The organism is Streptomyces zaehneri, from assembly GCF_032248645.1.
GTDB classification, from domain to species: domain Bacteria; phylum Actinomycetota; class Actinomycetes; order Streptomycetales; family Streptomycetaceae; genus Streptomyces; species Streptomyces coriariae.
Window position 1 is genome coordinate 1 of record NZ_JASTTJ010000082.1, and the last position, 345, is coordinate 345.

1 protein-coding gene is annotated in these 345 nt (G+C 72.5%); it reads left to right on the forward strand.

What is annotated here, in order from left to right:
• The coding region (locus QQM72_RS40735; protein WP_314225843.1) for a hypothetical protein at positions 1-345 on the forward strand (345 nt) is incomplete at both ends.

The window sequence follows — 345 nt, forward strand, 5'->3', positions numbered from 1 at the left end:
CCGCCGTGTCGGGCCTGCTGCGTTCGGCGCAGTCGGAGCACCCGGACCGTATCGTCCTTGTCGAGAGCGATCATGCCGGGCACTGCGGCGGTGCCGAGACCTCCAAGCACACGACGGCCGTGAAGGCCGTGCAGGCCGTGAAGGCAGTGAAGGCAGTGAAGGCCGTGGAGGCCGTGCAGCTCGCGGTGGCCACAGGCGAGCCCCGCGTCCGTGTGCGTGGGGGTGTGGCCTTCGTCCCTCGGCTGAAGCGGGCGCCGTCTGCCGAAGGTCCCCGGCGCGGGCTCGACCCCGACGGCACCGTTCTTGTCACGGGCGGCACGGGGACGCTCGGCAGTCTCCTCGCCC